This window comes from Lacinutrix jangbogonensis, from assembly GCF_000797445.1.
Taxonomy (GTDB): Bacteria; Bacteroidota; Bacteroidia; order Flavobacteriales; family Flavobacteriaceae; genus Lacinutrix; species Lacinutrix jangbogonensis.
In genome coordinates this window covers 251450-267432 of sequence record NZ_JSWF01000028.1, presented here as the reverse complement: position 1 = coordinate 267432, position 15983 = coordinate 251450, and the positions used below count along the sequence as shown (strand labels likewise).

The following is a 15983-nucleotide window of genomic DNA, read 5'->3' as shown; positions in this document are numbered from 1 at the left end:
AATAATAATATATAGTATAAATGTGGATAACCTTAACTTTGACTTAACTTCAACTTAATATCCATTTAATATTAAAAACGTAGCTTTGCACAAACTTAATAGCAACACATCTTCTTCTAATTGCTATTTATTATCAATTATTTAATATTATAATTGGTTTAAAAATCAGAAATTCCAATAACTTTAGGAATTCATTACATTAAAACATTACATGAGTAAAAAGAAACACAGGAAACCTTCACATAACAAGATTTCCAACCTTACAAATACAATTCTAAGTATTTTAAAAAAAGATAGAAACAAAACATTTAACTATAAACAAATTGGAGCCATACTAGACGTTAACGACGCTAGTAGTCGCAACCAGATTATAAAAAAATTAGCAGAGCTTAAAGCGAAAGAAGAGATTAAAGAAATCGATCGTGGCAAGTTTCAAATAAATAATAATACAGTTTATCACACTGGTATTTTTGATGCTGCACAACGTGGTAACGGTTACGTTATTTGCGATGATTTTGAAGACGATATTTACATTGGTTCAAACAATGTAAACAAAGCTTTAAATGGTGATGAAGTAGAATTATATGTTTACAAACGTAAAAAAAGTGGTAAACAAGAAGGTGAAATAACCAAAATTATTAAACGTGCAAAGACGGATTATGTTGGGATTATTCAAATTCATGCCAAAAAGAACTTTGCTTTTGTAGTAGTCGATGGTAATAAAATGAAAACAGATATTTTTGTACCTATCAGTAAATCTATGAATGCTGAAGATGGTGACAAAGTATTAGTGACTATGGAAGAATGGCCAGAAAAAGCCGATTCTCCAAACGGTAAAGTAATTAAAGTATTAGGAAAAGCCGGAGAGCACAATACAGAAATCCATGCTATTTTAGCAGATTATGGTTTGCCTTACGAATTCCCTAAAGAAGTAGAAGACTACGCAAACAACATAGATTTAAACATAAAACCAGAAGAAATAGCGAAGCGTCGCGACATGCGAAAGGATTTAACCTTTACCATAGATCCTAAAGATGCTAAAGATTTTGATGATGCCTTATCGTTTACCGTTTTAAAAAATGGTAATTACGAAATAGGAATTCACATTGCAGATGTCTCACACTATTTACAAGAAGGTACTATTTTAGACGAAGAAGCTTACGAGCGCGCAACGTCTGTTTATTTAGTAGATCGCGTGGTACCAATGTTACCAGAAATATTAAGTAATGGTGCTTGTTCTTTACGTCCACACGAAGAAAAATATACATTTTCTGCTGTTTTTGAATTAAATAACAAAGCCGAAATACAAAACGAATGGTTTGGAAGAACTGTAACGTATTCTGATGCACGTTTTGCATACGAGGAAGCTCAAGCTATAATAGATAATAAAAATAACAGCATTCCTGCTGAGGTTTCACTTACAGGAGAAGCATATAAAACAGACCAAGCGATTGCAGATGCTGTTTTAAAAATGGATGATTTAGCGAAGATCATGCGTGGTAAACGTATGCAATCTGGCGCAATTTCTTTTGATAAAGTAGAAGTTAAATTCGATTTAGATAAAGCGTCTAATCCAGTTGGCGTTTTCTTTAAAACCAGTAAAGATGCTAATAAGCTAATTGAAGAATTTATGCTATTAGCAAACCGAAAGGTTTCAGAATTTGTAGGAAAACAAAAACCAGAAAAAACTTTTGTTTACAGAGTTCACGATGAACCAAATGAAGAAAAACTAATGGCTTTACAAGGTGTTGTTGCAAAGTTTGGACACAAATTAAACTTTAATAGTAAAGACGGAGTATCACAATCTTTAAATAAATTACTAAGCGATGTTCAAGGTAAAAAAGAACAAAACCTAGTCGATACTTTAGCGATTAGAACCATGTCTAAAGCAGAATATACGACCAAAAACATAGGCCATTACGGTTTAGCGTTCGATTATTACAGTCACTTTACATCGCCTATTCGTCGTTATCCAGATGTTATGGCACATCGTTTATTACAACGGTATTTAGATGGCGAAAAAACAGCGAATCCAGAGATTTACCAAGAGCGCTGTAAGCATTCTAGTAATATGGAATATTTAGCTACAAAAGCAGAAAGAGATTCTATTAAATACATGCAAATTCGTTTTATGCAAGATCATCAAGACGAAGAGTTTGTAGGTGTAATTTCTGGTGCTACCGAATGGGGAATCTATATAGAGATTGTATCTAATAAATGCGAAGGTATGGTTAGAACACGCGATATAAAAGGTGATTTTTACCAGTTCGATAAAGAGCAATTTGCATTAATTGGACAGAAAACAAAAACCATGTACCAACTTGGTGATGAAGTTATTGTAAAAGTAAAAAATGCCGATTTAGTAAAACGTCACTTAGATTTCGAATTAATAGGAAAGCCTAAAGCATAATTAATGTTGTCTCCTCGAGCACAATCGACAGGTTGTTAAAATTAATTTGTAACATTTTTATAAATTTATCAACTAATAATAAAACAACCATTCATGATTTTAACAACAACAAATTCTATAGAAGGCTTTAGAATAATAGATTATAAAGGCATTGTAACAGGAGTTAGTGCGCAACAGCAAAAAGTAACATTCTCTTTTAGTACCAGTAAATATTTAGATTCTTTAAATAAGAGTGTAAATGATGTAAAAGAAGAAGCTTTTAATAAATTAAAAGAAAATGCAAAAGCTTTAAATGCAAATGCTATTGTTGGTATTAAAATAGATTTTGAAGTTTTAGCAACATCTGCTGTAAATATGATTTCTGTTACCGGTACAGCTGTAAACGTTGTTTCAGAAAAATAATATTACAAAACTGTAACAGTTTTAGTTTTTGGTGCTCTTTAAAACAAACAAATACTTTACTATGAAACATGTATGGTAAAAATTAATCTTCTAAAAGAGTGATTAATTACAACATGCATGACATCATAAAAAAAGAATAAACCCAAACACATGAAACTAGTTACATCAGTAGTATTACTATTTATTTCAATAGCTGTCTTTTCTCAAAATCCTAAAGAGCTAAATGTGGGCGATTTTACAACGGTTAAAGTCTTCGATTTAATTCATATAAGTTTAGTTAAATCTGAAGAAAGCAAAGTTATTATTTCTGGTCAAGATGCAGATGACGTAGAAATAATTAATAAAAATGGAATATTAAAAGTGCGAATGAAATTAGAACGCAGTTTCGATGGTACCAAAACCTTTGTAGCAGTGCATTACAAAAAAATAGAAGTTATAGATGGTAATGAAGGCGCTAAAATTGTTGGTAATGAATTAATAGAACAAGATAAAATTGAACTTCGAGCACAAGAAGGCGCCATATTAAAAATAGGTTTAAAGGTAAGAAAACTTGAGGTTAGAGCCGTTTCTGGAGGTATTATAGAAACCAATGGAAAAGCAGAATCTCAAGATGTTACTTTAAATACTGGAGGTATTTATGAAGGACAAGAGCTTATAACAGATAACACAGAAGTTAAAGTTAGTGCTGGAGGAGAAGCAGAGGTTAATGCTTTAGAAACAGTGGATGCTAGAATTACTGCTGGAGGAGATATTTATATCTACGGAAATCCTAAAAATGTTAAGAAAAAGCAAACGTTTGGTGGTAGAATAGAGATCAAAAAATAGAAATCCAAACAATATTATTAGACCTAAAGCTTCATATTTATATGAAGCTTTTTTTTGTTTATATTTAATGTAATTAACTACTTAAAACAGTTAATTTTTTCCCATAAATTTCTTTACTTTGTAATATCAACACTTTCCTTTTTTATGATTGAAGACATTCAGACAGCAATACCATTAGGCTTTTTCTTAGCTTTCATGATTGGTCCTGTTTTTTTCGTACTTCTAGAAACCAGTGTAATTAAAGGTTTTAGAGCCGCGTTAGCATTCGATTTTGGTGTTATTATTGCAGATATACTATTTATTGCAATCGCTTATTTTTCAAGCTTTCAACTATTAGAAAACCTAAGTAATCAGCCAGGTCTTTATGTTTTTGGTGGTTCTATTTTAGCTGTTTACGGTTTTATTATTTACTTTAAAAAACCTAAAAAAGAAGCTGTAGATACTGTAGAGTTGGCAAAACCTAAAACAAATTATATTTCATTATTTATTAAAGGTTTCTTTCTAAACTTTATTAATATTGGTGTTTTAGTTTTTTGGTTAGGTATTATTATAGTAGTTGGTCCGAGTTTAGAAAATGATACCAATAGGTTTATTATCTTTTTTGGAACCATGATTACGGCTTACTTTGTAACAGATATTTTTAAAATTTTATTAGCCAAACAATTAAAAAATAAATTGACACCTAAAGCTATTGTTAAGGTTAAACGTCTTCTAGGATTAATTTTGGTAATTTGTGGAACGGTACTTATTGTTAAAGGTTTTCTGCCAAAAGATAAATTAAATCCTCAAGAAATATTTGAAAAAATTGAGGAACAGACTCACTAATAAAACGTAGCAATAATGCAATCTCAAGAACAGATTAGACTAAAATAGTGCAACACATGCATTAACAAACAAGTAGATGAGCGTTTTGGAACACTCTGTGGTTTAACAGGACAGAAACCAAATTTTATAGGTACTTGTAAAGACTTCAATCAAAGAGAGAATAGTACTACTTTTCAAAGTAGTACCGAACCACTAAGACAACATCCTTCTTACAAAGAATACAATAAAAAGGAGAAAAAAAGCAAAAGTCCATTTTGGATTGGTGCATCTATACTGTTTACAGTTCTTGTTATAGGTTTTAAAATTGCACGTACAGTTTCTAAGCTCGATAATAACAATTCAAGTACTTCTCAATACGATTATTTAGAAGAGTTAGAAAAAAAACAAAAGAAAAGAAATAAAGTAGCGACTATAAACTACTTAAGCGACAGAAACAGACAAGCCTCATTTAATAGAAAAATGAATACAGATACGGTTATAGTCTTAAATTCAAAAGTAAAACTAATGTTACCCAGAGGTTTTAGATTATCTATAAGTGATCAAGATAGCGAGTTACCAATAAAAGCGACTTCTAGAGGTTATTATTTTATTTACAACAAAGTAGTAAAGAATAAAAAGTTAAGCCAATTAGAGCAATGTAAAAGCTTAAGAACACAGTTTACTGCCCTTTATCCTGGAAGCGAATTCGTAATTAAAAAACCTCTAACAGTAAATACAACATTTAACGATTTAGACAGAGTAGATTTTGTAATTAAATATAAATCTCAAAACATATTAGGAACTGCAAAGCTAATAGATTATAAGAACGAACGCTACTTTTTTCAGTTAGTATCGGATGCTGTTAATGCAGATCACACTAAAATTAATAAATACTTGAAGTATTATGTTAAGGTGGAATGATGGTTTAAAATATTTGAGGAAAACACCCGCAAACTTTTTGTCATTCCTAGGAATTCAGGAATCTATATTTATTTATAATATAATTTTTTTAGGTATTGATTCCAACTTTTCAAACCTCTGTTGTATTATTATAATTGAAAAATAAAAAAATGACAACTTGCGTTTAAGGTCTCTTTTGAGGTACCGAGTAGATTCGGACTGCTCTAAAACATTATTATAATTTCCCTAAAATTTTAAACATAACAAACAGTTTGCTTTCGTTTAAGGTTTGTTTTGATGTGTTGAGCAGATTCGAACTGCTCTAAAACATTATTATAATTTTCCTAAAATTTTAAGCATAACAAACAGTTTACTTTCGTCTTAGGTTTCTTTGAGGTGTCGATTAGATTCGAACTGCTGTAAAAAATCACCATAATTTTCTTAAAATTTTAAACATAAAAAAATGGCCAACTTGCGTTGAAGGTTTCTTTTGAGGTGTCGAGCAGATTCGAACTGGTGTAAAACATTACCATAATTTTCTTAAAATTTTAAGCATAACAAACAGTTTACTTTCGTTTAAGGTTTCTTTTGATGTGTTGAGCAGATTCGGACTGCTCTGAAACATTATTATAATTTTCCTAAAATTTTAAGCATAACAAACAGTTTACTTTCGTTTAAGGTTTCTTTTGAGGTGTCGATTAGATTCGGACTGCTCTGAAACATTATTATAATTTTCCTAAAATTTTAAGCATAACAAACAGTTTACTGTCGTTTAAGGTTTCTTTGAGGTGTCGATTAGATTCGAACTGCTGTAAAACATTATTATAATTTCCCTAAAATTTTAAACATAACAAACAGTTTGCTTTCGTTTAAGGTTTGTTTTGATGTGTTGAGCAGATTCGAACTGCTGTAAAACATTACCATAATTTTCTTAAAATTTTAAACATAAAAAAATGGCCAACTTGCGTTGAAGGTTTCTTTTGAGGTACCGAGTAGATTCGGACTGCTCTAAAACATTATTATAATTTCCCTAAAATTTTAAACATAACAAACAGTTTGCTTTCGTTTAAGGTTTCTTTTGATGTGTTGAGCAGATTCGGACTGCTCTAAAACATTATTATAATTTTCCTAAAATTTTAAGCAAAACAAACAGTTTACTTTCGTCTTAGGTTTCTTTGAGGTGTCGATTAGATTCGAACTGCTGTAAAAAATTACCATAATTTTCTTAAAATTTTAAACAAAAAAAACCTCCAACTTGCGTTGAAGGTTTCTTTTGAGGTGTCGAGCAGATTCGAACTGCTGTAGATGGTGTTGCAGACCACTGCCTAGCCACTCGGCCACGACACCCTAATTTGGCAGCAAATATAAAAATATTTACCGTTTTAAGCTATATTGATTAACTTTTTCTTTTTTCGGTCAATTCAATAGTAACCATTTCAACGTCTCCACTTATTGGTGGATTAATCTTACTTACAGAAACAGTTGCTATACTAACTTGTTTAGCTTCAGTTAATATACGTCTTATAATACGTTTAGCAACATGCTCTAAAAGTGCACTTGGAGTTGCCATTTCTTCAGCGACAACTTTATTTAAAAATACGTAATCTACAGTATCGCTAAGTGCATCAGAACTTGCACTTTTTTCTAAATCTGCTTTTACTTTTAAATCTACGCGGTAATCACTTCCAATAGCTGTTTCTTCTTTTAAGCAACCATGATTGGCATGAATGCGGATATTTTCAACTTTAATTATTCCCATTTTTTATATTTTGAATGGCAAATGTACTTAAAAAAGAGGCTTCAAATAATTATAAATGACTTCCAATTTTTTTCAGAAGAAAATTAACTAATTTTACAATCTATTTTAAGTTGATTTATTTAAGTAGAAATTTCTCGTTTTTTTTAGAAATTTCTTTTAAAACTGTCATTCCCACGAAAAAGGGAAACTAAATAATCATTCAGAATAAAGAACAATTTTATGTCAGCAGAAACAAAAGCACTCAATTTTTTAGAGCACATTATAGAAGAAGATTTAGCAAACGGATTATCCCAAGATAAACTACGTTTTCGTTTTCCACCAGAGCCAAATGGCTACTTACATATTGGCCATACTAAAGCCATAGGTATTAGTTTTGGATTGGGCGAAAGATACAACGCACCAGTAAATTTACGTTTTGACGATACTAATCCTGCAAAAGAAGAGCAAGAATACGTAGACGCTATTAAAAATGATATTTCGTGGTTAGGCTATAAATGGGCAGAAGAGCGTTACTCTTCAGATTACTTTCAAGAACTTTACGACTGGGCTATATTACTTATAAAAGAGGGTAAAGCTTATATCGATTCTCAGTCAAGCGAAGCAATGGCAGAGCAAAAAGGAACACCAACCCAACAAGGTGTAGACGGACCTTATAGGAATAGAACAGTAGAAGAAAACCTTGCTATTTTTGCTAAAATGAAAGCTGGAGAATGTAATGAAGGCGAGCATATTTTACGCGCTAAAATAGACATGCAACATGTAAATATGTTAATGCGCGATCCTTTGATGTATCGTGTATTAAAAAAGCACCACCATCGTACAGCAAACGATTGGTGTATTTACCCAATGTACGATTGGACACATGGTGAAAGTGATTACATAGAGCAAATTTCACACTCACTTTGCTCGCTTGAATTTAAGCCTCACAGAGAGCTTTACGACTGGTTTAAGGAACAAGTACATGGTTTTGCAAAGAACAAGTATCCTATGCAGCCTAAACAACGTGAGTTTGCACGCTTAAATCTTAGTTACACTATCATGAGTAAACGTAAGTTACTTAAATTGGTTGAAGATGGAGTGGTTTCAGGTTGGAACGATCCAAGAATGCCTACCATTTCTGGTTTACGTCGTCGTGGTTATACACCACAATCTATTAGAAAATTTGTAGAAACTGTAGGTGTTGCTAAACGCGAAAACACAATTGATGTCTCACTTTTAGAATTCTGTATTCGTGAAGATTTAAATAAAAAAGCAGACCGAGTAATGGCTGTTTTAGATCCTGTGAAATTGGTAATCACCAATTATCCAGAAGATAAAGAAGAATGGTTAGAAGCCGAAAACAATCAAGAAGACGATAGCGCAGGTTTTAGAAAAGTACCATTCTCTCGCGAATTATATATCGAAAAAGAAGATTTTAAAGAAGAGGCTAGTAGTAAGTTTTTTAGATTAAAATTAGGTGGAGAAGTTAGGCTGAAGAACGCTTATATAATAAAAGCCGAAAGCGTTGTAAAAGACGAAGCTGGTAATGTAACCGAAATTAATTGTACCTATTCTGAAGATACCGAAAAACGTATAAAAGGAACATTACATTGGGTTTCAATTAAACACGCAATTAAAGCAGAAGTTCGTGAATACGATAGACTGTTTACAGATGAAACTCCAGACAGTCATGCAGATAAAGGTTTTATGGATTTTATTAACCCGAACTCTTTAAAAATAATTGAAGCTTTTGTGGAACCAAGTTTAGCAGAAGCTAAAATAGGCAAGCAATTTCAGTTTCAACGTTTAGGTTATTTTAATGTGGATGACGATTCTAATTCAGAGAAATTAGTATTTAATAAAACCGTTGGTTTAAGAGATTCTTGGGCGAAAGTAAAGCCTAAAAATGAGAATAATAACCAGCAAAATAATAATATAAAGCAGCCACAACAAAATAAGCGTTCAGCAATAGATCAAATAAAATCTTACGGTAAAAAATACGATCGCATGCCAGACGATCAACGTGAAAAAGCTAAAGCCGAAATTATAGAATTAGCTAAAAGTGTGTCTTACGAAGATTTAGAGTCGCTCTTTGGGACAGCAGTTAAAAAAGTGGGTACCCGTATTATTACGATGATAAGTTTAGGTGTTTTATTAAACAACGGATTAGATAACAACGAAGCCATTAACGATTTTATCTTAAAAGCATTAGATGATAAAAATGAGTTGTTGGTTCAGGAAGCTAATGCGCTTAAAGAATAATATATTATCTTTTGACAAAATAAAAAGGTTTTAAATTTTATAACGAAGTAGTAAGACCACAACAACAATATCTTAATCTAAAATATGAAAAAAAAGACTCAACTAAAAACAAGAATAAGTGCGTGTGCTTATTTTTTAATGGTAGCACTTTTCTTTAGCTTCAGTAGTTCACAAGCTCAAAATCAAGTTAAATTTCAGGGCGAAGTAATTGAATTACCTAATAACATGGCCTCTTTCAATTTGAATGCCATGCCTGAAAACTCAAAATTTAATGGAGGATATTTTGGCTGGGCGCGTTTTAGTGAAACACCAACACAAGATATTCAAGATCAGTTTGCTTCTAGAAATCTTGAGCTTATTGAGTATTTTCCAGATAAAACATATCTTTTTTACTTTCCTGAAAGCACACAAACATCTTTCTTGCAAGCATCAGGTATTGTTTCTATAATTCCTATAGAAAATAATTTTAAAAAAGCATCTCAAATCAAACTAAACACTATTGATAGTTATGCAATGCAAGGCAATAAAGTGCTTTTAATGTTAGAACACTATAATTTTATAAGCTCTAATCTTGTAATTAATAAATTGTTAAAAAATGGCACTGTAGAAATTATAGAAGATTATAAAGGAAGTAGCATGATACAAATTGCGGTCCCATACAATCAAATAGATGCAGTTGTATCAAAGCCTTTTGTAAAATGGGTAGAATTAATTCCTGCACCAGCTGTAAAAGAAGATGTACAAGGAAGAAACCTACATAGAGCATCAAACCTTGATACACAAACAGCAACAGGAAGAAATTATACAGGATTAGGTGTTGGTGTAATGGTAAGAGACGATGGTGTTGTAGGGCCGCACATTGATTTTCAAGGAAGAATAGATAATTCTGCTACCACGACTATAGGACAAACTCATGGAGATGGTGTTGCTGGAATTTTAGCTGGAGCTGGAAATCTCGATCCTAGAAAAAGAGGAATGGCTGCTGGTACAAATATTTTTGTAACGCTGTACGCATCAACAATGTTAGATCCAGAAACAACGTCTTTAATAAATAATGGAACAATACAAATTACAAATTCATCTTATGGAGATGGATGTAATGGAGGTTATACTTTAAATTCTCGAACTGTAGATACACAAACCAATACTACGTCTTCATTGCTTCACGTGTTTTCAGCTGGTAATTCGGGAACTAGTAACTGTGGTTATGGAGCAGGATCTGGTTGGGGAAATATTACTGGAGGACACAAACAAGGTAAAAATGTAATAGCAACAGCAAACACGTTTTTTAATGGAGAACTAGCGACTTCTAGTAGTCATGGACCAGCAGCAGATGGTAGAATTAAGCCAGATATTACTGCACATGGAGCAAATCAACAATCAACAAACGAAAATAATACATATCAATCATTTGGAGGAACTTCTGGAGCCTCACCAGGAATTGCAGGTGTTTCTGCTCAATTATATGAAGCGTATGCAGGTTTAAATGGAGGAACATTTCCAGAATCAGCATTAATAAAAGCAACCTTATTAAATACTGCAAACGATTATGGAAATGTAGGTCCAGATTTTAGCTTTGGATGGGGATTAGTAAATGGATTAAGAGCAGCAATGCTAATAGAAGAGGGACGCTACTTAAACAGTACAGTTACACAAGGCACAAATAATAATCACTCAATTACAGTTCCTTTAAACACTAGCCAAGTCCGCTTTATGGTGTATTGGAGTGATGAAGCAGCTGCTCCTGGAGCTTCACCTGCATTAGTAAATGATTTAGATTTAGTTGTAACAGACCCAGGAAGTACAGTACACCAACCATGGATTTTAGATTCCACTCCAAATGCGGCTAATTTAGATACACCAGCAACAACGGGAGCAGATCACTTAAATAATATGGAGCAAGTGTTAATAAATAACCCTACTTCTGGAATTTATAACATTAATATCTCTGGTTTTAATGTGCCTATAGGACCACAAAAGTATTACGTGGTTTACGAAATTATTACCGATGGATTAACATTAACTTATCCTTTAGGAGGAGAAAAATTTGAAGCTGGAACACAAGAAATTATCCATTGGGATTCTGTAAATGCTGTAAATTCTCATGTATTAGAATACTCTACAGATAATGGCACAAATTGGAATGCTATGGCAACATTACCAGCTTTAACTACAAATTATACTTGGACTATACCAAATGGACTTGCATTTGGAGTTGGAGACTGTTTAGTTAGAATTACTAATGGAGTGCTTACAGACCAAAGTACAAGTAAATTTTCTATTTCTTCTCGTGTTACAGGTGTCAATATTTCACAAGTTTGTCCTTCAGAAGTAACAGTAAACTGGAACGCAGTAACAAATGCTACATCCTACGATGTATATCTATTAGGTAATAAGTTTATGGAAGTAGTAGGGAATTCTACAACAACATCATTAGCAATTCCAATTACAGATCCTTTTACTCCAATTTGGGTTGCAGTAAGTGCAAAAGGAGGAAATGGATGGGAAAGTTTACGAACAAATGCTGTAAACTACACAGGAAGCGGATTATTTAATTGCCCATTAAATAATGATTTATCAGTTACAACAATTGGTAATACAGCAAACGATTTCGAAACAATTTGTAGTACAGATCCAATTATTATCTCTGTAAACATTCAAAACGGAGGTACAATTCCACAATCAAATTTTATGGTTTCCTACCAAATTGGAACAGGAACCGTAGTTAGTCAAATGTATTCTGGAACACTTGCCGCTGGAGCATCTAATACATTTAGCTTTACAACACCAGTAACCTTAACAGCTAATGAAGCGAGTAGTATAAAAGTTTGGACCTCACTTCCTGGAGATGAATTTACAAGTAATGACGAGAAAACGCTAAGTTTCTATGCACAAGTAACCGGCACAGCACTTGATTTTGCAGAACCTTTTGATGTTAATGGTGTATTACCATCAGGTTGGGTAATAAACAACCCAGACAACGCGATAACATGGCAAGAACGAACAAATGTTGTTGGAATTGACGGTAACGCGACAACTACAGCGTTTGTAGATGGTGCAAATTATACCACAAGAGGTCAAGAAGATACAATGACAACAGAGTATTTTGACTTAAACTATAATGGAACGGCTGAATTAAAGTTCGATTTAGCAAAAGCGCAATGGTCTGCAGCATATAACGATGGTTTACGTGTTGAGGTTTCTATTGATTGTGGTGTTACCTTTACACAAGTGTATTTTAAAGATGGGCTTAATTTAGCAACTGTACCTTATACAAATTCAGCTTGGACTCCTAATAGCATTGCAAACTGGAGAACAGAAATAATTGACTTAACACCTTATGTAGGTGAAACCATTTTATTAAGGTTTATAAACATAAACGATTATAGTAACGGTACTTTTATAGATAACATTAATTTAACCAAAGTAGTTATTACTTTATCTGTTGATGAAAATATTTTAGAAAACGCAATTTCTGTATATCCAAACCCATCTAAAGATCATGTGAATATTAGTATTAATACCACTATTGGTGATACATACCAAATGGAATTACTTAATAGCTTAGGACAAAGAGTAACAACGGTTTCTAAAACACGCTTTAACACTAAAGCAGAACATAAATTAGATGTTTCTAGCTATGGTTCTGGCTTATACTTTTTAAAGGTTAAAATAAATAATACCGAAGTCATTAAAAAAATAATTATTGAGTAGACAAAATATAACCAACATCGACGAATTAGTTTTTAGATTAAGGGAAGTTTAATTAGGAGTGAAATAAATGCTAGTAGCAGTATTGAAAAGAAACTTAGTGCGTAATTCCTTTTTTGTACATTTAGCGAACTAACCAATACATTAATAATTATGGAGTTTAATTATCTAGCAATTTTAGTAGCTGCAATTGCACCTATTCTTATTGGGTTTTTATGGTATAACCCAAAACTTTTTGGAAACGCTTGGATGCGCGAATCTGAAATGACCGAAGAAAAAATGAAAGGTGGAAACATGCCTATTATTTTTGGTTTAACATTATTATTATCTTTTATTTTAGCCTTCTTTTTACAGCAATTAACCAATCACCAAATGGGAGCTTATAGTTTAATGGGTGGAGACGCTACTCTTGCAGAACCGTCTTACGAAGCTTTTATGGCAGATTATGGCACAGTATTTAGAACTTTTAAACATGGTGCTTTACACGGTGTATTAGCAGGTGTTTTCTTATTCTTTCCTGTTATTGCAATTAATGGAATGTTCGAACGTAAAAGTTGGAAATATATTTTTATTAACTCTGGGTATTGGGTTGTTTCTTTAGCAGTTATGGGAGCAATTTTATGTGGTTGGGTTTAATAATGTAAGTATATAAAACAAACAAAAACTGATGGTAAATCCATCAGTTTTTTTATGACTAAGCTACAGTTTAAAATATACAATACAGTAGAAGAAATCCCAGATTCTTGGGATGCTTTACCGTACAATGATGTGTTATTAAAAACATCTTTTTTAAAAGCTTTAGAACACTCTTCTCCTAAAAACATTACGCCTAACTATATAGCTATTTTTAAAGCTCAAGAACTTGTTGGAATTGCAATTATCCAACGTGTAGAAATGTATCTTGAAGATATCTTTAGAAATAATAACGACAAGTATTTAACTAGAAGATCGAAACAATTAATTTCTAAAATAGTTAGAGGAAATACTTTAGTTATTGGCAACATCATGCACACAGGACAGCATGGTTTGTATTTTAATAGTCAAGCAATAAGCTATAAAGAATTCTTAAATCAATTGTCTATAGTTATAGGCCAGATTAAATCTAATTTAAAACAAAAGGAAAATAAAAAAGTGAGGCTAATAGCTTTTAAAGATTATTTTGAATATGACGAAATCCATGATAATCAAGTTTTTTTTAAAACAGAAAAACTTTACAAAGTGCAGGTACAGCCTAATATGGTTTTTAATATTCCAGAATCTTGGACAAGCTTAGAAGACTATACTTCAGCTTTTACTAAAAAGTATAGAGATCGTTTTAAATCGGCTAGAAAGAAAGGTAAGCAAATTAGTAAACGAGAGTTAAGCATTGAAGATTTAAGTGTATTAGAATCTGAAGTTTTTCAATTGTATAAAAATGTTTCAGATAACGCACGAGTAAATTCTTTCATATTAAACAAAAATCATTTTAAGACACTAAAAGAAGAACTTCAAGAAAATTTTAAAGTTTTCGGCTATTTTATAGATGAAGAACTCGTTGGTTTTTTCACTTTAATACTTAATAATAAAGCACTAGAAACTTATTTTTTAGGTTATAATCATAAGTACCAACATAAGCATCAAATATATTTGAACATGCTTTATGATATGGCTCAATTTGGTATTGAAAATAATTTTAAAGAAATTGTTTATGCTAGAACAGCAATGGAAATTAAAAGTTCTGTTGGCGCGACACCTGAGCCTATGTATATTTACATGAAGCACACTAATTTTGTTGCTAACTCTATGCTTAAATTTATTGTTAAGTATTTAAACCCAGAAACTAAATGGGTAGAAAGACACCCTTTTAAAACGACATTAAAGGTTTAAGTTGGTATAAGAAATAAAAAACCTCAAGCTTAAACTTGAGGTTTTTTGATATCATGCCTTTTAAGGCTATTCATTTTTATTATTTACCATCTTTCTTGTTAAGCTTCGCCTCTTTCATAGCTTCGCCTATTTCATTACTAGCGGCAAAACTGGCAACCATATCATTTAGCATATTACTTCCTGCTTGAGGCGTGTTAGGCAATAAAATTAAATTACTATTTGTTGCGCTACCAATAGCTTGTAGAGTATCGTAATGTTGAGTTACCACAATTAAAGCCGAGGCTTCTTGAGAGTTAATACCAACTTTATTTAAAACTTCTACACTTTCTTCAAGACCACGCGCAATTTCACGACGTTGATCTGCAATACCTTGTCCTTGTAAACGCTTACTCTCGGCCTCAGCTTTTGCTTTTTCAACAATTAAAATACGCTGTGCATCACCTTCATATTGAGCGGCAGTTTTTTCTCTATCTGCAGCGTTAATTCTGTTCATTGCCTCCTTTACCTGAGCGTCTGGATCAATATCTGTTACTAAAGTTTTAATAATGTCGTAACCGTAATCTTGCATCGCTTCATTAAGCTCAGATTTTACTGCAATTGCAACATCGTCTTTACGTAAAAAGACATCGTCAAGTATCATTTTTGGCACTTCTGCACGCACAACATCAAAGACATAAGAAGTAATTTGATCATGTGGATAATCTAATTTATAGTAAGCATCTGCTACCTTAGCTTTTATTACTTTGTATTGTACAGAAACTTTTAAACGTACAAAAACATCATCTTTAGTTTTTGTTTCTACAATGACATCTAATTGTTGAATTTTTAAACTTAAGCGTCCTGAAATTTTATCTACAATCGGTATTTTAAATTGTAACCCAGATTGGCGAACACTTAGAAATTTACCAAAACGTTCCACAATAGCAGCAGTTTGTTGTTTCACAGTAAATATTCCAGTAATTAAAATAATAAGACCGAAAAATAAAATCGGAATAAGAATAAATTGTCCCATAACAGTTTTTTAAGTGGTTTCTAAAAGCTATAAATCTAGCTTTTAGTGTTTAT

The 15983-nt window shown here is 32.1% G+C and carries 11 protein-coding genes and 1 tRNA gene; 9 read left to right on the top strand and 3 right to left on the bottom strand.

Translation table 11 applies throughout. The features are described from left to right. The first annotated feature begins 211 nt into the window (after positions 1 to 211). The 5 genes from rnr (at position 212) to RH82_RS10125 (ending at position 5362) form a co-directional block, all read left to right on the top strand. Entirely contained in the window at positions 212 to 2410 is a 2199-nt protein-coding gene (rnr, locus tag RH82_RS10145) for a ribonuclease R (protein ID WP_034060454.1), read from the top strand. 93 nt (positions 2411 to 2503) lie between these two features. Next, positions 2504 to 2812, top strand: a complete 309-nt coding sequence (locus RH82_RS10140; protein ID WP_034060451.1) for a YbjQ family protein — start codon at positions 2504 to 2506, stop codon at positions 2810 to 2812. A 150-nt stretch (positions 2813 to 2962) separates the two neighbouring features. Continuing rightward, the gene (locus RH82_RS10135; RefSeq protein ID WP_034060450.1) at positions 2963 to 3637 is read left to right on the top strand and encodes a head GIN domain-containing protein; all 675 of its coding nucleotides are present in this window, start codon (positions 2963 to 2965) and stop codon (positions 3635 to 3637) included. Between the two features lie 144 nt (positions 3638 to 3781). Continuing rightward, the gene (locus tag RH82_RS10130) at positions 3782 to 4462 is read left to right on the top strand and encodes a LysE family translocator (protein WP_034060448.1); all 681 of its coding nucleotides are present in this window, start codon (positions 3782 to 3784) and stop codon (positions 4460 to 4462) included. A gap of 459 nt (positions 4463 to 4921) precedes the next feature. Continuing rightward, positions 4922 to 5362, top strand: coding sequence for a hypothetical protein (locus tag RH82_RS10125; protein WP_034060447.1), 441 nt, complete (start codon positions 4922 to 4924; stop codon positions 5360 to 5362). A 1255-nt stretch (positions 5363 to 6617) separates the two neighbouring features. Here the strand turns inward: RH82_RS10125 and RH82_RS10120 are convergent. Continuing rightward, positions 6618 to 6688: transfer RNA gene (locus tag RH82_RS10120), tRNA-Cys, on the bottom strand. Between the two features lie 49 nt (positions 6689 to 6737). Next, the gene (gene folB, locus RH82_RS10115; RefSeq protein WP_034060444.1) at positions 6738 to 7100 is read right to left on the bottom strand and encodes a dihydroneopterin aldolase; all 363 of its coding nucleotides are present in this window, start codon (positions 7098 to 7100) and stop codon (positions 6738 to 6740) included. 219 nt (positions 7101 to 7319) lie between these two features. Here folB and RH82_RS10110 point away from each other — a divergent pair, with 219 nt between their 5' ends. The 4 genes from RH82_RS10110 to RH82_RS10095 all read left to right on the top strand — a co-directional run bounded on the left by RH82_RS10110 (position 7320) and on the right by RH82_RS10095 (position 14918). Next, complete coding sequence (locus RH82_RS10110) at positions 7320 to 9341, top strand: glutamine--tRNA ligase/YqeY domain fusion protein (protein ID WP_034060442.1); 2022 nt, start codon at positions 7320 to 7322, stop codon at positions 9339 to 9341. Between the two features lie 84 nt (positions 9342 to 9425). After that, positions 9426 to 13055, top strand: a complete 3630-nt coding sequence (locus tag RH82_RS10105; RefSeq protein WP_034060440.1) for a S8 family serine peptidase — start codon at positions 9426 to 9428, stop codon at positions 13053 to 13055. Between the two features lie 150 nt (positions 13056 to 13205). Beyond that, the gene (locus tag RH82_RS10100; protein ID WP_034060439.1) at positions 13206 to 13688 is read left to right on the top strand and encodes a DUF1761 domain-containing protein; all 483 of its coding nucleotides are present in this window, start codon (positions 13206 to 13208) and stop codon (positions 13686 to 13688) included. Positions 13689 to 13742: 54 nt separating this feature from the next. Beyond that, the gene (locus RH82_RS10095) at positions 13743 to 14918 is read left to right on the top strand and encodes a GNAT family N-acetyltransferase (protein ID WP_034060437.1); all 1176 of its coding nucleotides are present in this window, start codon (positions 13743 to 13745) and stop codon (positions 14916 to 14918) included. A gap of 79 nt (positions 14919 to 14997) precedes the next feature. Here RH82_RS10095 and RH82_RS10090 read toward each other — a convergent pair whose 3' ends face one another. Further along, complete coding sequence (locus RH82_RS10090; protein WP_034060434.1) at positions 14998 to 15930, bottom strand: SPFH domain-containing protein; 933 nt, start codon at positions 15928 to 15930, stop codon at positions 14998 to 15000. Positions 15931 to 15983: the final 53 nt, after the last annotated feature.